General features: G+C 69.4%; 24 protein-coding genes. 10 read left to right on the top strand and 14 right to left on the bottom strand.

All coding sequences use genetic code 11. The annotated features are described in order from the left end of the window. Window positions 1-52 precede the first annotated feature (52 nt). Window positions 53-1222 (top strand): bacteriohopanetetrol glucosamine biosynthesis glycosyltransferase HpnI, encoded by a 1170-nt coding sequence (gene hpnI / locus GQ56_RS0117815; protein ID WP_031399950.1) that lies wholly within the window; start codon window positions 53-55, stop codon window positions 1220-1222. Then, window positions 1219-2304, top strand: a complete 1086-nt coding sequence (locus GQ56_RS0117810; RefSeq protein ID WP_031399949.1) for a lysylphosphatidylglycerol synthase domain-containing protein — start codon at window positions 1219-1221, stop codon at window positions 2302-2304. The genes hpnI and GQ56_RS0117810 overlap by 4 nt, the downstream gene beginning before the upstream one ends. Before the next feature lie 25 nt (window positions 2305-2329). On the opposite strand, the gene denD is transcribed toward GQ56_RS0117810, so the two are convergent. From denD to GQ56_RS0117770, 8 genes are all read right to left on the bottom strand, one after another. Further along, the gene (gene denD, locus GQ56_RS0117805; RefSeq protein WP_031399948.1) at window positions 2330-3301 is read right to left on the bottom strand and encodes a D-erythronate dehydrogenase; all 972 of its coding nucleotides are present in this window, start codon (window positions 3299-3301) and stop codon (window positions 2330-2332) included. A gap of 27 nt (window positions 3302-3328) precedes the next feature. After that, entirely contained in the window at window positions 3329-4105 is a 777-nt protein-coding gene (gene otnI / locus GQ56_RS0117800) for a 2-oxo-tetronate isomerase (protein WP_031399947.1), read from the bottom strand. A 67-nt stretch (window positions 4106-4172) separates the two neighbouring features. Then, window positions 4173-5498: an MFS transporter gene (locus GQ56_RS0117795; RefSeq protein ID WP_031399946.1), complete on the bottom strand. Its 1326-nt coding sequence runs from the start codon at window positions 5496-5498 to the stop codon at window positions 4173-4175. Window positions 5499-5610: 112 nt separating this feature from the next. Continuing rightward, the gene (gene otnC, locus GQ56_RS0117790; RefSeq protein ID WP_031399945.1) at window positions 5611-6249 is read right to left on the bottom strand and encodes a 3-oxo-tetronate 4-phosphate decarboxylase; all 639 of its coding nucleotides are present in this window, start codon (window positions 6247-6249) and stop codon (window positions 5611-5613) included. Next, the gene (gene otnK / locus GQ56_RS0117785; protein WP_031399944.1) at window positions 6246-7535 is read right to left on the bottom strand and encodes a 3-oxo-tetronate kinase; all 1290 of its coding nucleotides are present in this window, start codon (window positions 7533-7535) and stop codon (window positions 6246-6248) included. The genes otnC and otnK overlap by 4 nt, the downstream gene beginning before the upstream one ends. 19 nt (window positions 7536-7554) lie before the next feature. After that, the gene (ltnD, locus tag GQ56_RS0117780; RefSeq protein WP_031399943.1) at window positions 7555-8445 is read right to left on the bottom strand and encodes an L-threonate dehydrogenase; all 891 of its coding nucleotides are present in this window, start codon (window positions 8443-8445) and stop codon (window positions 7555-7557) included. A 52-nt stretch (window positions 8446-8497) separates the two neighbouring features. Beyond that, window positions 8498-9202 carry a FadR/GntR family transcriptional regulator gene (locus GQ56_RS0117775; protein WP_031399942.1) on the bottom strand — a complete coding sequence of 235 codons (705 nt, stop codon included), beginning with the start codon at window positions 9200-9202 and terminating at the stop codon, window positions 8498-8500. A 198-nt stretch (window positions 9203-9400) separates the two neighbouring features. Further along, window positions 9401-10468 carry a GlxA family transcriptional regulator gene (locus GQ56_RS0117770; RefSeq protein WP_031399941.1) on the bottom strand — a complete coding sequence of 356 codons (1068 nt, stop codon included), beginning with the start codon at window positions 10466-10468 and terminating at the stop codon, window positions 9401-9403. Between the two features lie 296 nt (window positions 10469-10764). Here GQ56_RS0117770 and GQ56_RS0117765 point away from each other — a divergent pair, with 296 nt between their 5' ends. Genes GQ56_RS0117765 through GQ56_RS0117740 form a run of 6 tightly spaced genes read left to right on the top strand, consistent with a single transcriptional unit; the run spans window position 10765 to window position 17813 of the window. Further along, entirely contained in the window at window positions 10765-12150 is a 1386-nt protein-coding gene (locus tag GQ56_RS0117765) for an L-serine ammonia-lyase (protein ID WP_031399940.1), read from the top strand. Between the two features lie 14 nt (window positions 12151-12164). Beyond that, window positions 12165-13409, top strand: a complete 1245-nt coding sequence (locus GQ56_RS0117760; RefSeq protein WP_006480591.1) for a sarcosine oxidase subunit beta family protein — start codon at window positions 12165-12167, stop codon at window positions 13407-13409. Between the two features lie 22 nt (window positions 13410-13431). After that, the gene (locus GQ56_RS0117755; protein WP_031399939.1) at window positions 13432-13746 is read left to right on the top strand and encodes a sarcosine oxidase subunit delta; all 315 of its coding nucleotides are present in this window, start codon (window positions 13432-13434) and stop codon (window positions 13744-13746) included. Beyond that, window positions 13743-16754: a sarcosine oxidase subunit alpha family protein gene (locus GQ56_RS0117750; RefSeq protein WP_031399938.1), complete on the top strand. Its 3012-nt coding sequence runs from the start codon at window positions 13743-13745 to the stop codon at window positions 16752-16754. The genes GQ56_RS0117755 and GQ56_RS0117750 overlap by 4 nt, the downstream gene beginning before the upstream one ends. Beyond that, the gene (locus tag GQ56_RS0117745; protein ID WP_031399937.1) at window positions 16744-17376 is read left to right on the top strand and encodes a sarcosine oxidase subunit gamma; all 633 of its coding nucleotides are present in this window, start codon (window positions 16744-16746) and stop codon (window positions 17374-17376) included. The genes GQ56_RS0117750 and GQ56_RS0117745 overlap by 11 nt, the downstream gene beginning before the upstream one ends. Further along, a complete protein-coding gene (locus tag GQ56_RS0117740) occupies window positions 17373-17813 on the top strand; it encodes a dihydroneopterin aldolase (protein ID WP_031399936.1) in 441 nt (146 codons plus the stop codon). Before GQ56_RS0117745 ends, GQ56_RS0117740 begins: the two co-directional genes overlap by 4 nt. A 218-nt stretch (window positions 17814-18031) precedes the next feature. On the opposite strand, the gene GQ56_RS0117730 is transcribed toward GQ56_RS0117740, so the two are convergent. Then, window positions 18032-19105 carry an alkene reductase gene (locus tag GQ56_RS0117730; RefSeq protein ID WP_031399935.1) on the bottom strand — a complete coding sequence of 358 codons (1074 nt, stop codon included), beginning with the start codon at window positions 19103-19105 and terminating at the stop codon, window positions 18032-18034. Window positions 19106-19274: 169 nt separating this feature from the next. Between GQ56_RS0117730 and GQ56_RS0117725 the strand changes: the two genes are divergently transcribed. Then, window positions 19275-20150, top strand: a complete 876-nt coding sequence (locus GQ56_RS0117725; RefSeq protein WP_031399934.1) for a LysR family transcriptional regulator — start codon at window positions 19275-19277, stop codon at window positions 20148-20150. A 72-nt stretch (window positions 20151-20222) separates the two neighbouring features. Here GQ56_RS0117725 and GQ56_RS0117720 read toward each other — a convergent pair whose 3' ends face one another. The 5 genes from GQ56_RS0117720 to osmF form a co-directional block, all read right to left on the bottom strand. Continuing rightward, window positions 20223-20888 (bottom strand): lytic transglycosylase domain-containing protein, encoded by a 666-nt coding sequence (locus GQ56_RS0117720; protein ID WP_031399933.1) that lies wholly within the window; start codon window positions 20886-20888, stop codon window positions 20223-20225. Window positions 20889-21096: 208 nt separating this feature from the next. After that, entirely contained in the window at window positions 21097-21861 is a 765-nt protein-coding gene (locus GQ56_RS0117715; protein WP_031399932.1) for an ABC transporter permease, read from the bottom strand. Then, window positions 21858-22796 carry an ABC transporter ATP-binding protein gene (locus GQ56_RS0117710; RefSeq protein ID WP_031399931.1) on the bottom strand — a complete coding sequence of 313 codons (939 nt, stop codon included), beginning with the start codon at window positions 22794-22796 and terminating at the stop codon, window positions 21858-21860. The genes GQ56_RS0117715 and GQ56_RS0117710 overlap by 4 nt, the downstream gene beginning before the upstream one ends. Beyond that, window positions 22793-23971 (bottom strand): ABC transporter permease, encoded by a 1179-nt coding sequence (locus GQ56_RS0117705; RefSeq protein ID WP_031399930.1) that lies wholly within the window; start codon window positions 23969-23971, stop codon window positions 22793-22795. Before GQ56_RS0117705 ends, GQ56_RS0117710 begins: the two co-directional genes overlap by 4 nt. After that, a complete protein-coding gene (gene osmF / locus GQ56_RS0117700; RefSeq protein WP_031399929.1) occupies window positions 23968-24891 on the bottom strand; it encodes a glycine betaine ABC transporter substrate-binding protein OsmF in 924 nt (307 codons plus the stop codon). The genes GQ56_RS0117705 and osmF overlap by 4 nt, the downstream gene beginning before the upstream one ends. Before the next feature lie 170 nt (window positions 24892-25061). Between osmF and GQ56_RS0117695 the strand changes: the two genes are divergently transcribed. Then, window positions 25062-25991, top strand: a complete 930-nt coding sequence (locus GQ56_RS0117695) for a 2-hydroxyacid dehydrogenase (protein WP_031399928.1) — start codon at window positions 25062-25064, stop codon at window positions 25989-25991. The last annotated feature ends 2 nt before the right edge of the window (window positions 25992-25993 follow it).

Raw genomic sequence — 25993 nt, 5'->3', positions numbered from 1 at the left:
GTGGCGGCCCCGGCGCTGCCGCGGCCCGACCGGGCCACCACCGGGGAGTTGCATGGTCTTGCTGCATCTGCTGCACGCGCTGGCCGGCGCGCTGTCGATCGTCTGCACGCTGGGCGTGTTGCTGGGCATCGCATACACGGTCGCGGCCAGCGTGCTGGTCGGCCGGTTCTTCTCCCGTCCGGCGGCGCGGCCGCGCGACTATCCGGGCGTCACCGTCGCGAAGCCGCTGCACGGCGACGAGTGGCAGCTCGTACAGCATCTCGAAAGCTTCTTCGTGCAGAATTATCCGGGGCCGGTCCAGCACCTGTTCGGCGTGCACGACGCGGACGACGCGGCGCTCGCCGCCGTCGAGACGCTGCGCGCGCGCTACCCCGACGCGAACATCAAGGTCGTCGCCGACGCGCGGCTGTACGGGCCGAACCGCAAGATCGGCAATCTCGTGAACATGCTCGAACACGCGGAGTACTCGGTGCTGTGTTTCGCCGACAGCGACGTGCTGGTCGGGCGCGAGTATCTGCGCGCCGTCGTCGGCGCGCTGCAGCAGCCGGATGTCGGCATCGTGACGAGCGTGTATCGCGGCGTCGCGGCGCCCGGTTTCTGGCCCGGCGTCGCCGTCGCGATGACGAACTACCATTTCCTGCCGGGCGTGATCACCGGGCTGTTCATCGGGCGCGCGCGGCCGTGCTTCGGCCAGACGATCGCGATCACGCGCGCGACGCTGGAGCGCATCGGCGGGCTCACACGCTTCGCGCATCACCTCGCCGAGGATCACGCGCTCGGCGAAGCGGTGCGGCAGGCGGGCGCGCAGGTCGTCATTCCGCCGTTCGTGGTCGGGCACGCAGCCGTCGAGAAGACGTTCGCGCAGCTTTACGCACACGAATTGCGCTGGAGCCGCACGATCCGCGCGGCGGACCGGCTCGGTCACGCCGGCTCGGTGCTGATGCACCCGCTGCCGCTCGCGCTGCTGGCGCTGCTGTTCTCCGGCGGCACGGCCGTTGCGTGCGGGCTGGCGGTCGCGGCGCTCGGCGCGCGGGCGCTGCTGATGCTGAAGACGAGCCGGGCGACGGGCGCCGGCCTGCGCGGCGCGCTCTGGCTGCCGTTCGTCGATCTCCTGCAGTTCCTCGTCTTCGTGTCGAGCTTCTTCTCGTCGCATGTCGTGTGGCGCGGCACGCGTTTTCGCGTCGACCGGGAAGGGCTGCTGTCGCCCGCGAACGAAGCATGACGAAGGAGACGACTCCGGCCGACGACGCGGCGCGCAACGCCGCGAGAGGCGAGGCGCGGCTACGGCATGCGGGGCAGGCGGCCGCGCTGGGCGGGCTGGCGCTCGCCGTATGGCTGATCTGGCGCGAGCATCCGCTCGACATCCTGCACCGCCTGCAGATCGCCGGCGCCGGGTTGCTGGTCGCCGCGCTGGCGCACCTCCTGCCGATGCTCGCGAATGCGTGGGACTGGCGGATGCTGATCCGCGGCCCGCGCCGGCCGTCGTTCGCGACGATGCTCAAGCTCGTCTGGATTCGCGAATCGATCAACGGGTTGTTGCCGGTCGCGCGGATCGGCGGCGAGATCGTGTCGTTCGGTTTGTTGCGGCAGGCGGGCGTGCGGCCGGCGAGCGCCGTGGCGAGCCTCGTCGCCGATACGCAACTGACGCTGATCAGCCAGCTGGTATTCGCACTGGTCGCGATCGGCTACGTGCTCGAACACGCGTCGTCCGATGCCGCACGGGTGGCCGGGAACCTCGCGATCGGCATGGCCGCGCTGGTGCCGGTGCTTCTGCTGTTCGCGCTGGTGCAGTATGCGCGGCCGTTCGAACGCGCGATGCGCGTGCTCAACCGCGTCACGAGCGGCAAGGTGGTGGCGCTCGTCGGCGAATCGGCGCGTACCGACCAGTCGATCCGGCTGATCTGGAGACGGACCGGCGTCGTCGTGCGTTACCTCGCGATCTGGCAGACGCTGCAGTTCGCCGGCTATGCGCTGGAAATCTGGCTCGCGCTGCATTTCCTCGGCGCTGCGCCGACCTTCGCGCAGGCGCTGGCGATCGAGGCGCTGATCCAGCTCGTGAGCAGCATCGCGTTCCTGATGCCGGGCGGCCTCGGGGTGCAGGAGGGCGGGTTCGTGCTGATCGGCGGGCTGCTCGGGTTCGACCCGCCGACCTGTCTCGCGCTGGCCGGCGCGCGCCGCGTGCGCGACCTGCTGTTCTATCTGCCGGGCCTGCTGGCCTGGCAATGGGCGGCCGGCTCGGCGAACCGGCCGGGCGGCCCGACGCGCGCGTCGTTGCGCATCGGGGAATCCGCCGGGCCGCGTTGACGCGACCGGGCGGGCCGCTCGCGCCTCAGCGCCGTTCGTCGGCGAGATGGCTGCGGATCACGTCCGCGAACGACGTGTCGCCCTTCAGCCCGAGCGCCTCCGCGCGCGACGTGTCCCAGCGGCCCGGCCAGCTGCCGACGATCTGCTCGACGCGTGCGTCGGGCACATGGCGGATCCGCTTCACGGCCTCGTCGCCCGCGACCTCGCGCAGCGCCTCGATCATTTCGTCGACCGACACCGACAGGCCGGGCAGGTTGATCACGCGCCGGTTGCCGAGCTTCGCGCCGTCGAGTTCGCATCCGGCGACGAGCGCCTCGATCGCGCCGCGCGGCGACAGCAGCCACAGCCGCGTCGAGCCGGGCACCGGGCACACGCTTTCCTCGCCGTTCAGCGGCTCGCGGATGATGCCGCTCGCGAACGACGATGCGGCCGCGTTCGGGCGGCCCGGCCGCACGCTGATCGTCGGCAGCCGCAGCACGCGGCCGTCGACGAAGCCGCGTCGCGCGTAGTCGCACAGCAGCAGTTCGGCGATCGCCTTCTCCGCGCCGTACGACGATTGCGGGTTCAGCGCGGTGTCGTCCTGCACGACGTCGGGCAGCGCGCCGCCATAGACCGCGACGGAGCTGGTGAACACGACGCGCGGCCGATGGCCGCGTGCGCGGCATACTTCGAGCAGCGTGCGCGACGCATCGAGGTTGATCCGCATGCCGAGATCGAAATCGGCTTCGGCCTGCCCGCTGACGATTGCCGCAAGGTGGAAGATCGCGTCCGTCTGCGTGTCGATCGCGCGTTCGAGCACCGCGCGATCGGCGATGTCGCCGACGATCGACGTCACGCGCGCATCGCCGAAATCGCCGCCCTCGACGACGTCGAGCAGCACCAGTTCGTCGATCTTGCCGGTCCGGCCGTCGGGGCCGGCCAGTTCGCCGCGCTCGAGCAGCTTGCGCGCAAGGCGCTGGCCGAGAAAGCCGGCGCCGCCGGTGATCAGTACTTTCATGTGGGTTCTCTCCAGGGAATGCCGGGATTACAGATACGGTTTGAGCCAGCCGAGCCCTTCCGACGTGCCGGCCTTCGGGCGGTACTCGCAGCCGATCCAGCCGTCGTAGCCGAGCGCGTCGATCAGCTCGAACAGGTACGGGTAGTTGAGTTCGCCGAGATCCGGCTCGTGGCGCTCGGGCACGCCCGCGATCTGGATATGGCCGATGCCCGCGAAATCGCGCCTGAGCTTCATCGCGAGATCGCCTTCGACGATCTGGCAGTGGTAGCAGTCGAACTGCACCTTCAGGTTCGGCGCGCCGACGTCCGCGCAGATCGCGTGCGCGTCGTCCTGACGGTTGAGGAAATAGCCGGGCATGTCGCGCGGGTTGATCGGCTCGATCAGGATCGTGACGCCGTGCGCGGCGGCGGCCTGCGTGGCATGGCGCAGGTTCGCGACGTAGGTGTCGCGATGGCGCGCGCGGTCCGCGCCCGGCGCGACCATGCCGGCCATCACGTGCAGCTTCCGGTTGCCGATCACGCGCGCGTAATCGAGCGCCTGGTCGATACCGCGCCGGAACTCGTCCTCGCGTCCGGGCAGCGACGCGATCCCGCGCTCGCCCGCGGCCCAGTCGCCGGGCGGCGCGTTGAACAGCGCCTGTTCGAGGCCGTGCGCATCGAGGCGCGCCCGGATGTCCCCGGCGGCGAAGTCGTACGGGAACAGGTACTCGACAGCCTTGAAGCCGTCGTAGGCGGCAGCGGCGAAGCGTTCGAGGAACGCGTGCTCGGTGTACATCATCGAGAGGTTGGCGGCGAAGCGTGGCATGGCAGCGGGTCCTGTGAATGAATGGGCGGGGCAGGCGGCTGCCCCGCATCGAACGAGGGGAACCGGCTCAGCGGTTCACGAGTTTCGCGGGCGTGAGCCAGACGGCGATCGCGCCGATCACGAGCATCGCCGCCAGCACGTACATGCCGGAGGCCGTGCTGTGCGTGACGTCCTTCAGGTAGCCGATCACGTACGGGCTCGCGAAACCGGCGAGGTTGCCGACCGAGTTGATGATCGCGATCCCGGCCGCCGCCGCGGAGCCCGCGAGGAACGCGGTCGGCAGCGACCAGAACAGCGGGGCGCAGGTCAGCACGCCGCCTGCCGCGAGCGACAGGAACACGATCGACACCGCCGTATTGTGCGAGTACGACGCGGCGACCGCAAACCCGACCGCGCCCATCAGCGCCGGCACGATCAGGTGCCAGCGGCGTTCGCGGCGCTTGTCGGCGCTGTGGCCGAACAGGTTCATCACGACGATCGCGACGAGGAACGGGATCGCCGACAGCAGGCCGATCTGCAGCGTATCGGTGATGCCGGTCGATTTCACGAGCGTCGGCATCCAGAACGTGAGGCCGTACTGGCCGGTGACGAACGCGAAGTAGATCAGCGACATCCACCACATGCGCGGGTCCGCGAACACGGCCTTCAGCGAATGGCCGTGCTGCTGCTGTTCCTGCGGCTGCGCGGCGATCTCGTCCTCCAGCAACTGCTTCTCCCGTTCGTCGAGCCACTTCGCGCCGCGGATGCTGTTGTCGAGATACAGGATCGTCGCGATGCCGACCAGCACGGCCGGCACGGCCTCGATCATGAACATCCATTGCCAGCCGTGGAAACCCGAGCCGCCGTGGAAGCGCTCCATGATCCAGCCCGACAGCGGGTTGCCGAAGATGCCCGACACGGGAATCGCGGACATGAACACCGCGATGATCTTCGCGCGGCGATGCGACGGGAACCAGTACGTGAGGTACAGGATCACGCCGGGATAGAAGCCGGCTTCCGCGAGGCCGAGCAGGAAGCGCAGCACGTAGAACTGTGTCGGCGTCTTCACGAACGCGAACAGCGCCGACAGGAGGCCCCACGTGATCATGATCCGAGCGATCCAGATGCGCGCGCCGATGCGGTGCATCAGCAGGTTGCTTGGCAGTTCGAAAAGAAAGTAGCCAAGAAAGAAGATGCCGGCGCCGAGACCGAACACCGTTTCGCTGAACGCGAGATCCTGCGACATCTGCAGCTTCGCGAAGCCGACGTTCACGCGGTCGAGATACGCGACCACGTAGCAGAGCATCAGGAACGGCACGATGCGCCAGAACACTTTCTTGTAGGTGCGGTCGAGTTCCGCGGCATGGGCGGGCGCGGCGGGCGAGCGGCCAGCGGCCGCGTCGAGAGCAGTCATCGTCGTCTCCAGGATGTTGTTAGCCGGCGGCGCGCAGGCCGCCGGTTCGTGTGTGTGCTGACGGAAGGGCCCGCGCACACGGCGGGCATGGGAATCGTTGCGTGGTGCGCCGCTACCAGCGCGCGCCGAAGGCCTGGCGCAATTCGTCGAGCGCCGCGGCGGAAAGCGGTTCGGGCTTCGGGTGCGTCATCAGCCACAGCCGCGCGGTTTCCTCGAGTTCCTCGAGCGCGTACGACGCGTGCGACACCGACGGCCCCCACATCACCGGGCCGAGGCGCTCGAGCAGCACGCCGCGCACCTCGCAGGCGAGCGCCGCGACTTCGGCGGCGACGTCCGGATCGCCGGGGCGGCGGTAACGGATCAGCGGAATGTGGCCGACCTTCATCACGTAGTACGGCGTGATCGGCGGCAGCACGTCGCTGTCGCGCCACACGCCCGCGAGCGTCAGCGCGACGAGATGCGTCGAATGCGTGTGGACGACGCCGTTCGCGTCGGGATTGCGCGCGTAGATGCCGCGATGCAGCGCCAGCGTCTTCGACGGCTTGCCGCCGGATACCGGCTGGCCGTCCGCACCGACCTTCGCGAGATCGTTCGGATCGAGCCGGCCGAGGCACGCGTCGGTCGGCGTGATCAGCCAGCCGTCGGGCAGCCGCGCGCTGATGTTTCCGGCGCTGCCGACCGCGTGGCCGCGCGCATGCAGGCTCGCGCCGACCACGCAGATTTCCTCGCGCAGTTTCGCTTCGTGGCTCATCGTGCAGCTCCGTCCAGCGCGCGCAGCGCCTTGTCGAAAAAGTCCGTCGTGCCGAAGTTGCCGGATTTCAGCGCGAGGCCGAGCGGCTGCGCGCCGGGCGTGGCCGTGGCCGGCACGCCCGGATCGATCTGCGCGCCGATCTGCAGCGACGCCACGTCGAGCGCCTGCACGACCGCGCCGGACGTTTCGCCGCCGGCGACGACGAACTTGCGCACGCCGAGTTCGCGCAGGCCGCGCGCGATCGCCGCGAGCGTGCTTTCGACGAGATGGCCGGCCGCGTCGATGCCGAGCGCCTGTTGCACGGCCTTCACTTCATCAGGCGTTGCCGTCGCATAGATCAGCACGGGCTGCGGCAGGTTCGCGCGCGCGAACGCGAGCGCCTCGTCGACCACGGGCTCGCCGCGCGCCGCCGCGAGCGGATCGATGCGGAAGCTCGGCCGCGTCGCGCGCCACGCGGCGACCTGGGCCTGGGTGGCCTTCGACGCGCTGCCGGCGAGCACCGCCGACAATCCGTCGATGCGCGGCAGCGCCGCCGCGTTGTCGCGCTCGGGCAGTTGTTCCGCGCGGCGGAAATTCGCGGGCAGGCCGAGCGCGATGCCCGAGCCGCCGGTGATGAGCGGCAGGCCCGCGCACGCTTCGCCGAGCACGTAGAGGTCGCGGTCCGACAGCGCGTCCGCGATGGCGAAGCGCACGCCTTCCGCGCGCAGCTGCTCGATCCGCGTGCGCACGGCAGCCGCGCCCAGCGCGATCGTGTCGTAGCGGATCAGGCCGACCGGCGACTTCGTCTGCCGCTGCAGCACGCGCACGAGGTTCGCGTCGTGCATCGGCGTGAGCGGATGGTTTTCCATCCCGGACTGGTTCAGCAGCACGTCGCCGACGAACAGGTGGCCGCGATAGATCGTGCGGCCGTTCTCGGGAAACGCCGGGCACGCGATCGTGAAGCCGCCGCCGGCCGCGTCGAGCAGCGCGTCGGCCACCGGCCCGATGTTGCCGGCGTCGGTCGAGTCGAAGGTCGAGCAGTACTTGAAGAAGAACTGGCGGCAGCCTTGCGCGCGCAGCCATTCGTACGCGGCGAGCGACTGCGCGACGGCGTCGGGCGCGGGAATCGTGCGCGACTTCAGCGCGACGACGATCGCGTCGGCCTCGGGCGACGCGCCATCGGCGGGCACGCCGATCGTCTGCACGGTGCGCATGCCGTTCTTGACGAGCATGTTCGCGAGATCGGTCGCGCCGGTGAAATCGTCGGCGATGCAGCCGAGCAGGGGACGGGAAGCGGAAGCGGTCATGGCAGGTGCGTCGTTCGACTCAGCGGGCGGGCGGCAGCGTGATGCCGGGGAAAGTCTTGATCACGGCGGAATCGTCCTCGCCGCCGTGGCCGGCGCTCGACGCGCTCATGAACATCTGGTGCGCGGTGGCCGACAGCGGCAGCGGGAACTTGCTGCGGCGCGCGGTATCGAGCACGAGGCCGAGGTCCTTCACGAAGATGTCGACGGCCGACAGCGGCGTGTAGTCGCCGTTCAGGATGTGCGGCACGCGGTTCTCGAACATCCACGAGTTGCCGGCGCTGTGCGTGATCACGTCGTACAGCGCGTCGGCGTCGACGCCTTCGCGCAGGCCCAGCGCCATCGCCTCGGCCGCCGCTGCGATGTGCACGCCGGCCAGCAGCTGGTTGATGATCTTCACTTTCGAGCCGACGCCGTGCGCGTCGCCGAGGCGATAGACCTTGCCGGCGATCGCGGCGAGCACGTCCTCGCATGCGGCGTACGCGGCGGCGGGGCCGGACGTCATCATCGTCATCTCGCCGGAGGCCGCGCGCGCGGCGCCGCCCGACACGGGCGCATCGAGCATCTGCAGGCCGGCCGCCTCGATGCGCGCGCCGAGCGCGACCGCGAATTCGGGCGCGACGGTCGCGCTGGCGATCACGACGCCGCCCGGCTGCATCGCCGCGACCGCGCCGTGCTCGCCGAACAGCACGGTCTCGGTTTGCGCCGCATTGACGACGAGCGTGACGACGACGTCGCACTGCGCGCCGAGTTCGGCCGGCGTCGCGCACGCGATGCCGCCTTCGGCGGCGAACGCCTGCAGCACGGTGTCGCGCACGTCGCATGCGTGCACGCGCAGGCCGGCGCGCAGCAGCGAGCGCGCGACGCCGAGGCCCATCGCGCCGAGGCCGATGACTCCAACATTTCTTGACATGGTCTACCTTGATCGATTCGGGGGCAGGGCGTGACGGACGTGGCCGCCGGGTTCAGCAGATGCCGGCTTCCGCGAGACGGCGGGCGGCGTTGTACATGTGCGTGCGCGCCGCGTTGCGCGCGGCCATCGGGTCGCGTGCACGGATCGCGTCGGCGATCGCCGCGTGTTCCTCGCGCACCTGGCGCGAGAAGTCCTCGCGCGTCGCTTCGTTGCGCCGCGTGACCTTCACGCCGGCTTCGAGGTACTGGTTCAGGAACTGCAGCGTCTTGAGGAAATACGGGTTGCCGGTGACGGCCGCGATCGTGCGGTGGAACGCGACGTCTTCCGCGACGCCGTCGCGCCCTTCCGCCACGGCGTCGTCGATCCTGCGCAGCGCTTCGTCGATGTCGGCCATGTCGTCGACGGTGTGATGCAGCGCCGCTTCGGCCGCGACCTCGGCCTCGATCGCGCGGCGCACCGCGAGCAGGTGCGGCAGCGAGGTGGCCTCGACCGCTTCCGCGTAGTCGATCCGCAGCGGCCGGATCGCGCCGTGCTGGTTCACGTACACGCCGCTGCCCTGGCGCGGCTCGACCACGCCCTCGTTCTTCAGCCGCGAGATCGCCTCGCGGATCACGGTGCGGCTCACGCCGAATTCCTGCGCGAGCACGGCTTCCGTCGGCAGCTTGCCGGTGGCCGAGAAACTGCCGACTTCAATCTGCTTGAGCAGTTGCTGCGCGACGTGGTCGCTCATCGCGCGGGCGGGAATCTTCTCGAACATGGCGGTCTGGTTTGTAAGGTGATGTGGTCATCATACAAATTTGACGGTGATGAAGCATCCGGGATAACCCTCGGTTAACGCAAGACAACGTCGGTCAAGTTGATTGGAACCGGTTTCATTTGACGTGAAACCGGTGCGACCGCGTGTCGGCTTTGCGTTCGATCGGGTGGGTGGCCGGCCGGCCGATGCCGGTCGCGGTCAGTCGGCGGTGTCTTCGACCGGATCGGCCGCCGCCGCGGCATCGACTTCCGCCGCTTCCCCCCCGCGCTCCCGATACGCGGCAGGCGGCACGCCGAACTGCTTGCGGAACTCGCGCCCGAGGTGCGACGCATCGGCGAACCCGCAGCTCGACGCGATGTCGGCCACCGTGCGGTCCGAACTCGTCAGCAGCCACGCGGCCGTGCGCAGCCGCACCTGCTTCGCGAACGCCTGCGGGCTCTTGCCGGTCTCGGCCTTGAACAGCCGTTCGAGCTGCCGCGTCGACAAGTCGAGCTTGCTCGCGAGCTCGTCGAGCGACAGCGCGCGCCCGACATGCTGTTCCATCAGGAGAATCGCGCGCTTGACCTTCGGGTGCGTCGCCGGTTCGAGGCCCGGCGGATGCGGCTGCGGCGCATTGCCCTTCTGCATCTCGCCGACCAGCAGGATGCGCAGCGCCTTCTGTACGGTGGCGTGATCGAAATGGCGCAGCAGGATCGCGGCGGCGACGTCGATCGACGCGCGGCCGCCCGAGCAGGTGATGCGCCGCCGGTCGATCACGAACAGCCGGTCGGCGATCAGCAGGTCGGGGTCCGCGGCCGGAAAGCGCTCGATGAAATCCCAGTAGTGGAACCAGCTCACGCAGGTGCGGTGCCCGTCGAGCACGCCCGCGCGCATCAGCGTGAACACGCCGGTGCAGATGCCGACGATCGTCGCGCCGTCGGCCGCCGCGCCGCGAATGAAGTCGAGCGTCTCGGGGCCCGCCTGCGGCCCGGAATGCAGCAACCCGCCGACCACCACCACGTAGTCGAACGGCTCGGCCGCATCGAACGTTTCCCACGGCGTGATCTGGATCCCGCAACTCGCGCGCACCGGCGCGAGGGTCTCGCCGATCACGCTCCACGAACAGCGCACCGGCTTGCTGTAGTCGCCGTCGTCGGCCGACAGCCGCAGCATGTCGACGAAGCCCGAGAAAGCCGTCAGCGTGAAGTTCGGCAGCAGCACGATGCCGAAGCGGATGCGCCGCGGCGCGGGTTCGGCGAGGGGGGAAGCGGGTACGTCGGGTGTCATCGCGGCAAATCTCGTCACGCCGGGCGGGCGGTCTCACTCAGTCGACTCGGTTGATACGGGGACGGCAGCCGGGGGCGGCCGGGCGGCGCCGATGCAGCCAGCGTCGCCGATCGGCTCCGGCCCGACTTGTGGTTTTCCGTCGCGAACCATCGCCAAAACGCACTTCCGGCCGCGCCGGGCCCGGGTTTGGCGGCGGTATCCCACGCCGATGCCGTTTTTGTTCTATCGGCCGATTTTACGCTTTGGTGTACTGGCGTCCAACGTCACCACGCGCGCTTGCACGCAGAGGCATCCAGATGAACGTCAGTGTCTTCGACCTGTTCAAGATCGGCATCGGCCCGTCCAGTTCGCATACGGTCGGCCCGATGATCGCGGCGTACCGTTTCGCGTCGCACGTCGAGGACGCGAACCTGCTCGGCTTCGTGCGCCGCGTGCGGGTCGAGCTGTACGGCTCGCTCGGCGCGACCGGCAAGGGCCACGGCACCGACAAGGCCGTGCTGCTCGGCCTCGAGGGCCATCTGCCCGACACGATCGATCCCGACCTGATCGAGCCGCGGCTCGCCGCGATCCGCGCGGAGAAGTCGCTGACGCTGCTCGGCACGCAGGCGATCCGCTTCGACGAGAAGGAGCACATCGGCTTCTATCGCAAGCTGATGAGCGGCACGACCATCGTGCACCCGAACGGAATGCGGTTCCAGGCGTTCGACGAGCACGGCCAGCTGCTGGTGGAGAAGGAGTATTACTCGATCGGCGGCGGCTTCGTCGTGAACCGCGACGGCGATCGCGTCAACGGCGTGCGCGCGGCGGTCGAGGTGCCGTACCCGTTCCGCACCGGCGACGACCTGATGCGCCAGTGCCGCGAGCACGGGCTGTCGATCGCCGGGCTGATGATGCGCAACGAATGCGCGCTGCGCTCCGCCGACGAAGTGCGCGCCGGGCTGCTCGCGATCTGGCGCACGATGGCCGCGTGCGTCGAGCGCGGCTGCAAGGTCGAGGGCGACCTGCCGGGCCCGATGCGCGTGAAGCGCCGCGCGGCCGAGCTGTACAGCCGCCTGCGCGCGCGGTCGGAGGAATCGCTGCGCGACCCGCTGTCGATGCTCGACTGGGTCAACCTGTATGCGATGGCCGTCAACGAGGAGAACGCGGCGGGCGGCCGGGTCGTGACCGCGCCGACCAACGGCGCGGCCGGCGTGATCCCCGCGGTGCTGCACTACTACGTGAAGTTCGTGCCGGGCTCGAACGAGGCGGGCATCGTCGAATTCCTGCTGACGGCCGCCGCGATCGGGATCATCTACAAGGAAACCGCGTCGATTTCCGGTGCCGAAGTCGGCTGCCAGGGCGAGGTGGGCGTCGCGTGCTCGATGGCCGCGGCCGCGCTCGCCGCCGTGATGGGCGGCACGCCCGACCAGGTCGAGAACGCGGCCGAGATCGGCATGGAGCACAACCTCGGGATGACCTGCGACCCGGTCGGCGGGCTCGTGCAGATCCCGTGCATCGAGCGCAACGCGATGGGCGCGATCAAGGCGCTGAACGCGTCGCGCATGGCGCTCAAGGGCAACGGCCAGCACTACGTGTCGCTCGATTCCGTGATCAAGACGATGCGCGAGACCGGCGCCGACATGAAGACGAAATACAAGGAAACGTCGCGCGGCGGCCTCGCCGTGAACGTCATCGAATGCTAACGAAGGACCACAACATGAGCCGCTACTCGATATTCAGCCTGTTCCGCAACGGCCTTTCGTACCACGAGAACTGGGAAAAGCAGTGGAAGAGCCCGGAGCCGAAGAAGGAATACGACGTCGTGATTGTCGGCGGCGGCGGCCACGGCCTCGCGACGGCGTACTACCTCGCGAAGGAGCACGGGATCACGAACGTCGCGATCCTCGAGAAGGGCTGGATCGGCGGCGGCAACACCGCGCGCAACACGACGATCGTGCGCTCGAACTATCTGTGGGACGAATCGGCCGCGCTGTACGAGAAGGCGATGAAGCTGTGGGAAGGGCTGTCGCAGGACCTGAACTACAACGTGATGTTCAGCCAGCGCGGCGTGATGAACCTCGCGCACACGCTGCAGGACGTGCGCGACACCGAGCGCCGCGTGAATGCGAACCGGCTGAACGGCGTCGACGCCGAATTCCTCACGCCCGCGCAGATCAAGGAGATCGAGCCGACCATCAACCTGAACAGCCGCTACCCGGTGCTCGGCGCATCGATCCAGCGCCGTGCGGGCGTCGCGCGCCACGACGCGGTGGCCTGGGGCTTCGCGCGCGGTGCGGATCGCGCGGGCGTCGACATCATCCAGAACTGCCAGGTCACGGGCATTCGCCGCGAGGGCGGCGCGGTGGTCGGCGTCGATACGGTGAAGGGCTTCATCAAGGCGAAGAAGGTCGCGGTGGTCGCGGCCGGCAACACGACGACGCTCGCCGACATGGCCGGCGTGCGGCTGCCGATCGAGAGCCACCCGCTGCAGGCGCTGGTGTCCGAGCCGATCAAGCCGGTCGTCAACTCGGTGATCATGTCGAACGCGGTGCACGCGTACATCAGCCAGTCGGACAAGGGCGACCTCGTGATCGGCGCGGGCATCGACCAGTACACGGGCTTCGGCCAGCGCGGCAGCTTCCACATCATCGAAAGCACGCTGCAGGCGATCGTCGAGATGTTCCCGGTGTTCTCGCGCGTGCGGATGAACCGCCAGTGGGGCGGCATCGTCGACGTGTCGCCGGACGCGTGCCCGATCATCACCAAGACCGACGTGAAGGGCCTCTATTTCAACTGCGGCTGGGGCACCGGCGGCTTCAAGGCGACGCCCGGCTCGGGCTGGGTGTTCGCGCACACGATCGCCCGCGACGAACCGCATCCGCTGAACGCGCCGTTCGCGCTCGACCGCTTCTACACGGGCCACCTGATCGACGAGCACGGCGCCGCCGCCGTCGCGCACTGAACCGACCATTGGAGAAAGAAACATGTTGCTGATCGAATGTCCGTGGTGCGGGCCGCGCGCCGAATCCGAATTCTCGTGCGGCGGCGAAGCCGACATCGTGCGCCCGGTCAATAACGAGAACATGACCGACCGCGAATGGGGCGAATACGTGTTCATGCGCGAGAACAAGCGCGGGCTGCACAAGGAGCAATGGCTGCACGCGCAGGGCTGCCGCCGCTGGTTCAAGGCCACGCGCGACACGGTGACCTACGATATCAAGGGATACGAAACGTTCGGCGGGGCTGCCATCGGCGGCGCGGCCGCCGGCAACGCACACGAAGAGGGCACGAGCAAATGAGCCAGAAAGACCGTCTTGGCACCGGTGGCCGCATCAATCGTGCGATTCCGCTGACGTTCACGTTCAACGGCCGCACGTATCAGGGCTTCCAGGGCGACACGCTCGCGTCCGCGCTGCTCGCGAACGGCGTGCACTTCGTCGCGCGCAGCTTCAAGTACCACCGCCCGCGCGGGATCGTGACGGCGGACGTCGCGGAACCGAACGCCGTCGTGCAGCTCGAATCGGGCCCGTACACGGTGCCGAACGCGCGCGCGACCGAAATCGAGCTGTACCAGGGGCTCGTCGCGACGAGCGTGAACGCGGAGCCGACGCTCGAGAACGACAAGTACGCGATCAACCAGAAGCTGTCGCGCTTCCTGCCGGCCGGCTTCTACTACAAGACCTTCATGTGGCCGCGCAACATGTGGCCGAAGTACGAGGAGAAGATCCGCGAGGCGGCCGGCCTCGGCAAGGCGCCCGAGGCGCTCGACGCCGATCGCTACGACAAGTGCTACGCGCACTGCGACGTGCTCGTCGTCGGCGGCGGCCCGTCGGGGCTTGCCGCCGCGCATGCGGCGGCCGTGGCCGGCGCGCGCGTGATCCTCGTCGACGACCAGCGCGAGCTCGGCGGCAGCCTGCTGTCGTGCCGCGCCGAGATCGACGCGAAGCCCGCGCTGCAGTGGGTCGAGAAGGTCGAGGCCGAGCTGCGCAAGCTGCCCGACGTGACGATCCTGTCGCGCAGCACCGCGTTCGGCTACCAGGATCACAACCTCGTGACCGTCACGCAGCGCCTGACCGACCACCTGCCGGTGTCGATGCGCAAGGGTACGCGCGAACTGCTGTGGAAGGTCCGCGCGAAGCGCGTGATCCTCGCGACCGGCGCGCACGAGCGGCCGATCGTGTTCGGCAACAACGACCTGCCGGGCGTGATGCTGGCGTCGGCCGTGTCCACGTACGTGCATCGCTTCGGCGTGCTGCCGGGCCGCAACGCGGTGGTGTTCACGAACAACGACCACGCGTACCAGACCGCGCTCGACCTGAAGGCGTGCGGCGCGAAGGTGACGGTCGTCGATGCGCGCGCGTCGTCGAACGGCGCGCTGCCGGCCGCCGCCAAGCGGCAGGGCGTGACGGTGATGAGCGGCGCGGTCGTGACGGCCGCGGCGGGCAAGTGGCGCGTATCGTCGGTCGACGTCGCGTCCAGTACGAACGGCCAGGTCGGCGGCAAGCTGCAGACGCTGCCGTGCGATCTCGTCGCGATGTCGGGCGGCTTCAGCCCGGTGCTGCACCTGTTCGCGCAGTCGGGCGGCAAGGCGTGCTGGAGCGACGAGAAGGCGTGCTTCCTGCCGGGCAAGCCCGTGCAGGCGGAGGCGAGCATCGGCGCGGCGGCCGGCGAATTCGGGCTGGCGCGCGCGCTGCGTCTCGCGGTCGACGCCGGGGTGGAGGCGGCGAAGGCGGCGGGCTTCACGGCCGGGCAGCGTCCCGTCGCGCCGCAGGTCGCGGAAGCCGTCGAGGGCCCGTTGCAGCCGCTGTGGCTCGTCGGCAGCCGCGAAGCCGCGGCGCGCGGGCCGAAGCAGTTCGTCGATTTCCAGAACGACGTGTCGGCCGCCGACATCCTGCTCGCCGCGCGCGAAGGTTTCGAGTCGGTCGAGCACGTGAAGCGCTATACGGCGATGGGTTTCGGCACCGACCAGGGCAAGCTCGGTAACATCAACGGGATGGCGATTCTCGCGGCGGCGCTCGGCAAGACGATTCCGGAAACGGGCACGACGACGTTCCGCCCGAACTACACGCCCGTGTCGTTCGGCACGTTCGCGGGCCGCGAGCTGGGCGATTTCCTCGATCCGATCCGCAAGACCTGCGTGCACGAGTGGCACGTCGAGCACGGCGCGCTGTTCGAGGACGTCGGCAACTGGAAGCGGCCGTGGTACTTCCCGAAGAACGGCGAAGACCTGCACGCGGCCGTGAAGCGCGAGTGCCTCGCGGTGCGCAACAGCGTCGGCATCCTCGACGCATCGACGCTCGGCAAGATCGACATCCAGGGCCCGGATGCCGTGAAGTTGCTGAACTGGATGTACACGAACCCGTGGAACAAGCTCGAGGTGGGCAAGTGTCGCTACGGGCTGATGCTCGATGAGAACGGGATGGTGTTCGACGACGGCGTGACGGTGCGCCTCGCCGACCAGCATTTCATGATGACGACCACGACCGGCGGCGCGGCGCGCGTGCTCACGTGGCTCGAACGCTGGCTGCAGACCGAATGGCCCGACATGAAGGTGCGGCTGTCGTCGGTCACCGATCACTGGGCGACGTTCGCGGTGGTCGGCCCGAAGAGCCGCAAGGTCGTGCAGAAGGTTTGCCAGGACATCGACTTCGGCAACGAGGCGTTCCCGTTCATGAGCTACCGGAACGGCACCGTCGCGGGCGCGAAGGCGCGCGTGATGCGGATCAGCTTCTCGGGCGAGCTGGCCTATGAAGTGAACGTGCCGGCGAATGCGGGCCGCGCGGTGTGGGAAGCGCTGATGGCGGCCGGCGCCGAGTTCGACATCACGCCGTACGGCACCGAGACGATGCACGTGCTGCGCGCGGAGAAGGGCTACATCATCGTCGGCCAGGACACCGACGGCTCGGTCACGCCGTACGACCTCGGGATGGGCGGGCTGGTCGCGAAGTCTAAGGATTGTCTCGGCAAGCGTTCGCTCGCACGCTCCGACACCGCGAAGGAAGGCCGCAAGCAGTTCGTCGGCCTGCTGACCGAGGACGCGCAGTTCGTGCTGCCGGAAGGCGCGCAGATCGTCGCGAAGGACACGCAGGTGTCGGCGGTCGATCCGACGCCGATGATCGGCCACGTGACGTCGAGCTACTACAGCCCGATCCTGAAGCGCTCGATCGCGCTCGCGGTGGTGAAGGGCGGCCTGAACAAGATGGGCGAGAGCGTCGTGATTCCGCTGGCCAACGGCAAGCGCATCGCCGCGACGATCTCGAGCCCGGTTTTCTACGATACCGAAGGGGTGCGCCAGCATGTGGAATGAAACGAGAAACCAGACGCAGGTGGCGGGCGCGGGCGGCGTGACGCTCGAATCGCCGTTCGTCGGCGCGGCCGACGTGCTGAAGCCGCACCAGGCGCGCGCATCGAAGAAGTTCACGCTGCGCGAGCGGCCGTTCCTCGACCTCGTCAACGTGCGCGGCGAGCTGGGCGATCCGGCGTTCGTGAGCGCGTTCGAGCGCGTGGTGGGCTGCCGCCCGCCCTCGGCGCCGAACACGGTCGCGCGCGGCGCCGAATACGACGTGCTGTGGCTCGGCCCCGACGAGTGGCTCGTGCGCTCGAACGGCCCCGTGCAGGCCGGCGCGCTGGAGGCGCAGCTTGCGCAGGCCGTGCAGGGTTCGTATGCGGCGGCCGTCGACGTCGGCAGCGGCTATACCGTCGTCGAGATCGGCGGCGAACGCGTGCGCGACGTGCTCGCGCGCGGCTGCCCGCTCGATCTTCATCCGCGCGCGTTCAAGCCCGGCCAGTGCGCGCAGTCGCACTACTTCAAGGCGTCGATCGTGCTGATCCCGACCGGTGACGACGTGTTCGAGATCGTCGTGCGGCGCAGCTTCGCCGACTACTTCGTGCGCATCATGCTCGACGCGGCCGCGCCGCTCGCATCATGAAGCCGTTCGACGACCCGTTCGTGGCGATCGACGCGCCGCGCCTGGGCGGGCGCGGCTGGAGCGTGTTCGTCGAAGAACTGAAGGTGCCCGCGCGGATCGGCATTCATGCGCACGAGCATGAAGCGCCGCAGCCGATCGTGATCGATGCGCGGCTCGGGTATCGCTGCGAGCCGAGCGAGCAGAACGCGTGGATCGATTACGACGGCTATTGCACGCGCGTGGCCGCGTTCCTGTCGCACAAGCCGCATACGCGGCTGCTGGAAACGCTCGTCGCCGATATCGCGGTGCTGTCGTTTCGCGAATGGCCGGCGCTGGAGTCGCTGACGCTGTCGGCGTACAAGCCGAAGATCCGGCCGGGCACGAAGCGCGTCGGCGTGTCGCTCGACTGGACCCGCGGGGATTATGCGCGGTGGACGGGAGAGACGGGGCGGGGGTGATGGCGGCCGAGGTGCCGCCGTAGCGGTTTGTCGCGGTTGCGCGTGTGGGCCTGCGGAAAGGATCTCGGACGACACAGGCAATCGGCCCGAAAAGAGGCCACGTCTCGCGCCCGTGATTTCGAGGGCCGACACCGGCCTTCCATGATGCGCGGCGGCACGCGAACCGGCGCCGCGACACGCGTGTTCCGCGCGTCGCGGCGTCGCGCCGTGCGGATGCGTTACGCCGCGGCCGTACCGTCCAGCGCCGGATAATCCACATACCCGCGCGCATCGCCGCCGAAGAACGTGTCGCGCTGCGCGTCGTTCATCGGCGCGCCCGTCTTCAGCCGCGTGACGAAATCCGGATTCGCGAGCACCATCTGCCCGTACGCTTCGAGATCGGCGAGGCCCGTCGCGACATCCGAGCCGATCGCGTCGCGCGCGCGGCCCGGGCGGTTCACGATCAGCGTGCCGTTCCAGCGCGCGCGCAGGTCCGCGAGCAGCGGCTCGTCGCCCTGGTGCATCACGTGCAGGTACGCGAGGCCGAGCCGGTCGAGCTGCGTCGTCAGGTAGCGATACAGGTCCGGCCCTTGCGCGCCTTCGTCGATGCCCCACAGCGTGGTGCCGGGCGACAGGCGGATCGCGGTGCGGTCCGCGCCGATCTCGCCGGCGATCGCCTCGGCCACCTCGATCGCGAAGCGTGCGCGATGTTCGATCGGGCCGCCGTACGCGTCGCCGCGCGTATTCGCGTTCGGCGCGAAGAACTGCTGGACCAGGTACCCGTTCGCGCCGTGGATCTCGACGCCGTCGGCGCCGGCCTCGATCGCGCGACGCGCGGCGAGGCGGAAGTCGTTCACGGTGTCGCGCACTTCGTCCGTCGTCAGCGCGCGCGGCGCGGGAATCGGCTGCATCCCCTTCGACGTGAACATCGGCACGCCCGGCGCGATCGCCGACGGCGCGACGCCCTGCCGGTGATGCGGCGTATTGTCGGGATGCGACATGCGCCCGACGTGCATCAGCTGGATGAACAGCCGGCCGCCGCGCGCGTGCACCGCGTTGCCGACGGCCTGCCAGCCGGCAACGTGCGCGTCGGTGTAGATGCCGGGCGTGGTCAGGTAGCCTTGCCCGTCGTCCGACGGCTGGGTGCCTTCGCTGACGATCAGGCCGAGATCCGCGCGCTGCGCATAGTACTCGGCCGCCAGCGCGCCGGGCGTGCCGTCGAACGCGGCGCGGCTGCGCGTCATCGGCGCCATGACCAGGCGGTTCTGCAGCGTGTAGCGGCCGACACGGGCCGGGGTGAACAGTGCGTCCATGATGCGTGCTCCTCGAGGGTCGGGTAACGGCGCCGTGGTGGCGCCGTATCGGGCGCCGGCCGCGCACCGTTGCGCCGGCCTCGCCGCCATGGACACATCATCCATTGCTTCTTTTTCGAGATAAATGGGGTATTCTGGATCGCATTGATCCATTGATGGAGCGGTCGGCGTGGAATTGCTGAACGACATGGCGCTGTTCGTGGAGGTCGTGAAGGCGAAGGGCTTTCGCAGCGCGGCCGACGCGCTGGGGATGCCGAATTCGACGCTGTCGCGGCGCATCGGTGCGCTGGAAAAGGCGATCGGGTTGCGGCTGCTGCATCGCACGACGCGCCGCATCGAGCTGACCGAGGCCGGGCAGCTGTATTTCGAGCGCTGCAAGCGCATCGTCGACGAGGCGCGGCTCGCGCACGAACAGCTCGGCGAACTGCTGGCCGAACCGTCGGGCGTGCTGCGCGCGTCGTTTCCGGTCGATTTCGCGGTGATCTACCTGACGCCGCTGATCGCTGAATTCGCGAACCGCTACCCGAAGCTGACGTTCGATTTCGAACTGACGTCGCGGCGCGTCGATCTGGTGAGCGAACCGTTCGACGTCGCGATCCGCATGGGCGAATCGGCGGATTCCCAGCTCGTCGCGCGGCGGCTCGCGACGTTCCGCAATCACCTGTATGCGTCGCCGCGCTATCTCGAGCGCGCGGGCGAGCCGCGCGAGCCGGGCGACCTGACGCGGCATCAATGCCTGAGCGTGCGGCGCGTGGGCAAGTGGACGCTGCACGACGCTGCGCGGGAGGTCGAGGTGCCGGTGGGCGGGCGCTTCGTCGTGAACAGCGTCGGCATGATCCGGCAACTGGCCGTGAACGATGCGGGCGTCATCCAGATGCCGGAGGAAGTGGTGGCCGACGACGTGGCCGCGGGCCGGTTGCGGCGCGTGTTGCCCGCATGGGAGGGCGCGCCCGTTCCGATCTACGCGATGACGGAGACGCGCCTGCTGCCGGCGAAGACGCAGGTCTTCATCGAATATCTGCGCGCGCATTTCGCGCGGCGGTGACGGGCGGCGTGCCGGGGTGCGCCGTGCGTGCGCGGCAGGACGGGGCTCGCGCACGGATGTGCGCGGCTGCGCTTACTGCGTGTCGCGCGCCGAGGACGTGTCGCTGACCGGCATCATGCGGCCCTTCGCGTCGTTCGCGGGTTTCACGGCTTTCGCGTCGTCGTCCGGTTCGAGCACGAACCGGAACGAATCGACCCGCTGCATCACCTTCGCCGCATACGCGTTCGACCCGCCGTAGCTCTTCAGCCCGGCCTGCACGTTGCCGCCGGCCGCCCTCACGTAGCCCGACAGGATCGCGGAGCCGGCGTCGACGTTCGCGTTCGGCTCGGTCAGGTCCTTCACGTTGCGCAGCAGGCCGCGATGCGCGGCCGGCACGACCTGCATCAGCCCGGTCGCGCCGTGCTGGCCGCGCGCCTTTTCCTGAAAGCGCGATTCGATCGAGATGATGGCGTAAACGAGTGCGGGCGGCAGCGAATATTTCGTCGCAGTAACGCTCACGATATCGGCCAGCTTCGCGGCGCGTTCCTTCGCGACACCGAATTTCCGCGTCAGGTAGGACGTGATGCGGCGGTTTGCTTCGTTCGGCTGATTGTTGGCATCGGCGAGCGGCGCGGAGGCGACGAGCGGCGCCGACGCGGCCGTTTCGGGCGCGGACGCAGACAGTGCGGGCGCCTGTTGCGCCGACGCCTGTTGCGCGATGCCGAGCGATACCACGATCAGCCAGAGAAACCGTCGCATGGTGGAAGGTGGGGAACTGGGAGGGGCATAGTATATCGGCCAATCGCCGCCGATGGTCGAACGCCGGTTTGAATGAAAGCGACGTGTAGGCTTGTATCGATTCGCGGGCCGATCGTTGCACGGATACGCATCGGAGTCCGGATGAATGTCGCCTGGCATGGCGCCTGTTGGTTGCGACAGGCGCGAGATCGGATGCGGCCCGCGCGCGTTACGCGCGCCGTGCGGTCGCGATCCGGGCAAGCGCGCCGATCGCATCGCTGACGAGCACCGCGAGCAGCCCGACGATCAGGCCGCCCTGCAGCACGAACGCCGTGTTCGACGTCTGCAGGCCCGCGATGATCACGTCGCCGAGCCCGCGCGCGGCGACCGTCGAGCCGATCGTCGCGGTGCCGAGATTGATCACGACGGCGAGCCGGATGCCGTTGACGATCACCGGAAACGCGAGCGGCAGCTCGACCGATACCAGTTGCTGCCAGCCGCTCATTCCCATGCCGCGTGCGGCGTCGACGACGTCGCGCGGCACGTCCTCGAGCCCGGCGATCATGCTTTCGAACACGGGCAGGAGGCCATACAGCACGAGCGCGATCAGCACGGGCTTCAATCCGAAGCCGACGGCCGGCACCGCGAGCGCGAGCACCGCGACGGGCGGGAAGGTCTGGCCGATGTCGACGACGCTGCGTGCGACCGGCAGGAAATCCGCGCCCCACGGCCGCGTGACCGCGATCCCGGCCGCGACGGCGACGAGCGTGCCGAGCGTGCTCGACAGCGCGACAGTGCCGAGATGCGCGAGCGTGAGATCGAGCAGGCTCGCACGATCGTAGATGACCGGCGCGCCGTTGTCCGCGAACGGCGCGAACAGCCCCTGCAGCCACGCGGGGCGCAGCAGCAGCACGAGCAGCAGCGCGAGTGCGGCCGCGCGTGCCGCATGGGCCGGGAATGCGGAGCGCGCGGGCCGCGCGCGGTGCGCCGTCATGCGGGCTGGCGCGCGTGCGCGCGAATCGCGTCGAGCGTGATGCGGCGCGCGTGGTTGCCGTTGCCGTCGTCGACCGGCAGCGCATCGACGCCGCGCCACAGCAGTTCGGACACCGCATCGCGCAGCGTGCGCGTCGCGGCGATCGGGGCGCCGTCGGCGTGACCGGGTTCGGCCACCGTATCGATCGGCGTCAGGGCGAGCAGGCGCAGCGGCCGGTCGACGCCCGCGACGAGCTGCTCGACGACGCCCGCTGCCGGCTTGCCGAGAATCTCGGCCGGCGGCGCGACCTGCAGCAGGCGCCCGCCGTCCATCACCGCGATTGTGTCGCCGAGCTTCAGCGCTTCCTCGATATCGTGCGTGACGATCACGACCGTGATGCCGAGGCGGCGCTGCAACGCGAGCAGGTCGTCCTGCGCCTTGCCGCGAATGATCGGGTCGAGCGCGCCGAAGGGCTCGTCCATCAGCAAGATCGCGGGCTCGGCCGCGAGCGCGCGCGCGACGCCGACGCGCTGCTGCTGTCCGCCCGACAGTTCGTGCGGCAGCTTGCCGGCGAACTCGGCCGGTGCGAGATGGAACAGGTCGAGCAGCGCGTTCACGCGCGCGTCGATGCGATCGGCCGGCCAGCCGAGCAGGCGCGGCACGGTCGCGATGTTGCGCGCGACGCTCCAGTGCGGAAACAGCCCGTGCCCCTGGATCGCATAGCCGATGCCGCGCCGCAACTGCTCGGGCGCGACGGTGGCCGTATCGACGCCGTCGATTCGGATCGTGCCGCTGGTGGGCGCGATCAGCCGGTTGATCATGCGCAGCAGCGTCGACTTGCCGCTGCCCGATGCGCCGACGAGCGCGGTGATCGTGCCGCGCTGCATCGTCAGCGACACGTCGTCGACGGCGAGGGTTGCGCCGAAGCGCTTGCCGGCGCGTTCGATCTCGATCATGCGGTACGTCCCTTCGCGAGCGAGGTCGCGGCTTCGAACACGATAGCGGCCGCCAGTGCGAGCGCGATCGTCGGGATCGCGCCAAGCAACACGAGATCGGCGGCCGACTGCCCGATGCCCTGGAAGATGAAGGTGCCGAACCCGCCGCCGCCGATCAGCGCGGCGACCGCGGTCAGGCCGATGTTCTGCACGAGCACGATGCGCACGCCGCTCAGGATCACCGGCAACGCCAGCACGAGGTCGACGCGCAGCAGCCGCTGCATGCGCGTCATGCCCATCGCGCGTGCGGCTTCGGTCACGTGCGGCGGCACTTGCCCGAGCCCGACCACGACGCTCGACACGATCGGCAGCAGCGAATACAGGAACAGCGCGAGCGCGGCCGGCGCGACGCCGATTCCGCGGATGCCGAGCGCGGCCGCGAGCGGCACGCGTGCGGCAAGCGCGCCGAGCGGCGCCATCATCAGCCCGTACATCGCGATGCTGGGGATCGTCTGCACGATATTGAGCACCGGCATCGAGACGGTCCGCACCGCCGCGATGCGCGCGCATGCGATGCCGAGCGGCACGCCCGCGATCAGCGCGGCGGCCACCGAGCCGCCCGCGAGCGCCACGTGCCGGATCGCCTCGCGCCAGAAGTCGTCGCTGCGCACCGCGTATTCGCGCATCACGGAGAGCCCGTCCCACCAGCCGCTCGCGAGCGGCACCGCGATCGCGGCCACCGCGACGGCGAGCGCGGCGAGGCGCCGCCACGGGCCGAACGCGAGCCGCGCGAGCGCGTCGGCGACGAGCACCGCCCATGCGAACAGCAGCAGCCAGACGCCTGAGGAGGGCGATACGCGGGCGAGCACGTCGTCGGGCGCGACGACGTGCGTCGCGGCCGCGCCGACCGCGTACGCCAGCGTCGCGAGCCATGCGCAGCCGGCCGCGAGCCGCCACGCGGGGCGGCTCGCCGTCATCGCCCACAGCGCGCCGACGATCCACAGCGCGGCGAGCGCGGCGCCCTGCCGGGCCGGCAGCGCGGCGAACACGGACAGATCCGTGCCGGCCGCGATGCGATTCGGGCGCAGCACCGCGAACGGCAGGCCGAGCACGGCGGCGATCGTCAGGACGCCGATCAGAATGCCGACCTTGTCGGCCGTCATGCGCCGCGCGGACGCCGCCGCGCGTTCCGTCATTTGACGAAGCCCTTCGACTTCAGATAGCGCTGCGCGACGCCGGCTGCCGGCTCGCCGTTGATCTGGATGCGTGCGTTCAGCGTCTGCAGCGTTTTCAGGTCGAGGCTCGCGAACACCGGCTTCAGGTAGTCGGCGATCTGCGGATGCGCCTTCAGTACGGCCTCGCGGATCACCGGCGCGGGGGCGTAGACGGGCTGCACGTGCTTGTCGTCGTCGAGCACCGCGAGGCCGCTCGACGAGATTCCGCCGTCGGTGCCGTAGACCATCGCGGCGTTCACGCCGTCGGTCTGGTTCGCGGCGGCCTTGATCGTCGCGGACGTGTCGCCGCCCGACAGCACGACGAGCTGCTCGGGCTTCAGCTTGAAGCCGTACGCCTTCTCGAACGACGGCAGCGCGGACGCGCTGTTCACGAACTCGGCCGATGCCGCGAGCTTCACCTTGCCGCCGCCCGCAACCCACTTGCCGAAATCGGAGAAGGATTTCAGGTGCTGCGATTGCGCGACGGGCGCGAGCACCGCGACGCCCCACGTGTTGTTCGCGGGCGCCGGTGCGAGCCACACGAGATGGTTGGCCGCGTAGTCGAGCTGCTTCGCGGTGTCGTAGCCTTTCGCGGCATCCTTCCAGACCGGGTCGTCGGCCTTGTTGAAGAAGAACGCGGCGTTACCGGTGTATTCCGGGTAGATGTCGATCTCGCCGCTCGTCAGCGCCTTGCGCACGATCGGCGTCGCGCCGAGCGCGATTCTTTCGGTGACCGGAATGCCGTGGGCCTTCAGCACCTGCGCGATGAGGTTGCCGAGCAGGTTGCCTTCGGTGTCGATCTTCGACGACACGACGACGGGCGTGTCGGCATGCGCGCCGGGTGCGGCAAGGGCGGCGGCGACTGCGAGGCCCAGGATCCGGGCGGGTAGGGCGAGCTTCATTCGGGCCATTCTCCAGGACGGGGGCGTACGCCGAAACTTACTTGACTGGGCCCGCTTTGGCAAACCGCTTGCTGCGGCGCGTCCACAGCCCGCGTGGGGATAACCCGCGTCCGTCGTGCAGGCTTGCTACACTGGAATCCGTTTCCGCCTTGCCGACGAGAGTGCCTCACATGAAGCCCGAGCTGCTTGTCCTCATCGCGTTGCGCGGCGATGCGCAACGCGAAATCGCCGCGTCGTTCGACGTGCACCATGCCCCGACTCCCGAAGAGCGCGAACGCGCGATCGCCGCCCGCGGCGGCACGATACGCGCGGTGCTGACCAACGGCAGCACGGGGCTCACCGCCGCCGAAATCGATCGTCTTCCGCAACTCACGTTCGTCAGCGCGCTCGGCGCCGGCTACGAGCACATCGACGTCGCGCATGCGAAGGCGCGCGGGATCGCCGTCGTCACGGGCGCCGGCACCAACGACGATTGCGTGGCCGATCACGCGTTCGCGCTGCTGCTCGCGGCGGTGCGCCACGTCGTGCCGCTCGATGCGAAAACCCGCGCGGGCGTCTGGCGCGACGGCCTGGCGATGCCGCCGAACGTGTCGGGCAAGAAGCTCGGCATCGTCGGCCTCGGCAAGATCGGCGAGAAGTGCGCGCGCCGCGCGGCGGGCTTCGACATCGAGATCGGTTATCACAACCGCTCGGAAAAGAACGTTCCTTACCGCTATTTCGACCGCGTCGACGCGCTCGCGCAGTGGGCCGATTTCCTGATCGTCGCGACGCCGGGCGGCGCGGGCACGCGGCACCTGATCGACCGCGCGGCGCTCGATGCGCTCGGGCCGGGCGGCTTTCTCGTCAACGTGTCGCGCGGCAGTGTTGTCGATACCGCTGCTTTGGCGGAGGCGTTGCGCGAAGGGCGCATCGCCGGCGCGGGGCTCGACGTCTACGAAAGCGAGCCGGAGCCGCCGCGCGCGCTGACGGATCTCGACAGCGTCGTGCTGACGCCGCACATGGGCGGCTGGTCGCCCGAGGCGCTGGATCGCTCGGTCCGGCAGTTTCTCGACAACGCGGCGCGGCATTTCGCGGGGCAGCCGGTGCTGACGCCGCTCTGAGC

This window comes from Burkholderia paludis (assembly GCF_000732615.1).
Taxonomy (GTDB): domain Bacteria; phylum Pseudomonadota; class Gammaproteobacteria; order Burkholderiales; family Burkholderiaceae; genus Burkholderia; species Burkholderia paludis.
The sequence above is the reverse complement of the archived record's forward strand: the minus strand, read 5'-3'. Positions and strand labels throughout refer to the sequence as shown.

Excerpts from the sequence above, each read along its gene's own strand:
- GQ56_RS0117760 (WP_006480591.1), top strand. The coding sequence starts at position 12,165 with ATGAGCCGCTACTCGATATTCAGCCTGTTCCGCAACGGCCTTTCGTAC.
- GQ56_RS0117795 (WP_031399946.1), bottom strand. The coding sequence starts at position 5,498 with ATGACTGCTCTCGACGCGGCCGCTGGCCGCTCGCCCGCCGCGCCCGCC.
- ltnD (WP_031399943.1), bottom strand. The coding sequence starts at position 8,445 with ATGTCAAGAAATGTTGGAGTCATCGGCCTCGGCGCGATGGGCCTCGGC.
- otnC (WP_031399945.1), bottom strand. The coding sequence starts at position 6,249 with ATGAGCCACGAAGCGAAACTGCGCGAGGAAATCTGCGTGGTCGGCGCG.
- GQ56_RS0117750 (WP_031399938.1), top strand. The coding sequence starts at position 13,743 with ATGAGCCAGAAAGACCGTCTTGGCACCGGTGGCCGCATCAATCGTGCG.
- GQ56_RS0117770 (WP_031399941.1), bottom strand. The coding sequence starts at position 10,468 with ATGACACCCGACGTACCCGCTTCCCCCCTCGCCGAACCCGCGCCGCGG.
- GQ56_RS0117695 (WP_031399928.1), top strand. The coding sequence starts at position 25,062 with ATGAAGCCCGAGCTGCTTGTCCTCATCGCGTTGCGCGGCGATGCGCAA.
- GQ56_RS0117755 (WP_031399939.1), top strand. The coding sequence starts at position 13,432 with ATGTTGCTGATCGAATGTCCGTGGTGCGGGCCGCGCGCCGAATCCGAA.
- GQ56_RS0117715 (WP_031399932.1), bottom strand. The coding sequence starts at position 21,861 with ATGACGGCGCACCGCGCGCGGCCCGCGCGCTCCGCATTCCCGGCCCAT.
- GQ56_RS0117765 (WP_031399940.1), top strand. The coding sequence starts at position 10,765 with ATGAACGTCAGTGTCTTCGACCTGTTCAAGATCGGCATCGGCCCGTCC.
- denD (WP_031399948.1), bottom strand. The coding sequence starts at position 3,301 with ATGAAAGTACTGATCACCGGCGGCGCCGGCTTTCTCGGCCAGCGCCTT.
- GQ56_RS0117720 (WP_031399933.1), bottom strand. The coding sequence starts at position 20,888 with ATGCGACGGTTTCTCTGGCTGATCGTGGTATCGCTCGGCATCGCGCAA.
- osmF (WP_031399929.1), bottom strand. The coding sequence starts at position 24,891 with ATGAAGCTCGCCCTACCCGCCCGGATCCTGGGCCTCGCAGTCGCCGCC.
- GQ56_RS0117745 (WP_031399937.1), top strand. The coding sequence starts at position 16,744 with ATGTGGAATGAAACGAGAAACCAGACGCAGGTGGCGGGCGCGGGCGGC.
- GQ56_RS0117730 (WP_031399935.1), bottom strand. The coding sequence starts at position 19,105 with ATGGACGCACTGTTCACCCCGGCCCGTGTCGGCCGCTACACGCTGCAG.
- GQ56_RS0117775 (WP_031399942.1), bottom strand. The coding sequence starts at position 9,202 with ATGTTCGAGAAGATTCCCGCCCGCGCGATGAGCGACCACGTCGCGCAG.
- GQ56_RS0117810 (WP_031399949.1), top strand. The coding sequence starts at position 1,219 with ATGACGAAGGAGACGACTCCGGCCGACGACGCGGCGCGCAACGCCGCG.
- GQ56_RS0117705 (WP_031399930.1), bottom strand. The coding sequence starts at position 23,971 with ATGACGGAACGCGCGGCGGCGTCCGCGCGGCGCATGACGGCCGACAAG.
- GQ56_RS0117740 (WP_031399936.1), top strand. The coding sequence starts at position 17,373 with ATGAAGCCGTTCGACGACCCGTTCGTGGCGATCGACGCGCCGCGCCTG.
- otnK (WP_031399944.1), bottom strand. The coding sequence starts at position 7,535 with ATGACCGCTTCCGCTTCCCGTCCCCTGCTCGGCTGCATCGCCGACGAT.
- GQ56_RS0117710 (WP_031399931.1), bottom strand. The coding sequence starts at position 22,796 with ATGATCGAGATCGAACGCGCCGGCAAGCGCTTCGGCGCAACCCTCGCC.
- otnI (WP_031399947.1), bottom strand. The coding sequence starts at position 4,105 with ATGCCACGCTTCGCCGCCAACCTCTCGATGATGTACACCGAGCACGCG.
- hpnI (WP_031399950.1), top strand. The coding sequence starts at position 53 with ATGGTCTTGCTGCATCTGCTGCACGCGCTGGCCGGCGCGCTGTCGATC.